The sequence below is a fragment of the Clostridium tyrobutyricum DSM 2637 = ATCC 25755 = JCM 11008 genome (assembly GCF_000359585.1).
GTDB classification, from domain to species: Bacteria; Bacillota; Clostridia; order Clostridiales; family Clostridiaceae; genus Clostridium_B; species Clostridium_B tyrobutyricum.
Window position 1 is genome coordinate 1 of sequence record NZ_APMH01000076.1, and the last position, 311, is coordinate 311.

Below are 311 nucleotides of genomic sequence, written 5' to 3' on the forward strand. Positions count from 1 at the left end.
GGTGACAAGTCTTCACAGGATCTTGACAAGAAATTAAAGGAAAAACAATCCAAGGGAATAAAGGAAATAAAGAAATACGACAAGGCTACAGATGCACTTCAGGATTTACAGACTGGAAGAAGTGATGCTGTAATAATTGATGAGCCTGTAGGAAGATATTATGTATCTGCTGCTGACAAAAAGGGAAAATATACTGTACTTTCTGAAAAACTTACAAGTGAACCAATGGGAATAGGTTTCAAGAAAGGTGATAAAGAATTGGAAGAATCAGTTCAAAAGGCATTAGATGAAATGAAAAAGGATGGAACATT

Annotated in this window: 1 protein-coding gene; it reads left to right on the forward strand. The window is 35.0% G+C overall.

The genetic code is table 11. The features are described 5' to 3' along the window. On the forward strand, positions 1 to 311 hold a 311-nt coding region (locus J418_RS0115360; protein ID WP_017896048.1), incomplete at both ends, for a type 2 periplasmic-binding domain-containing protein.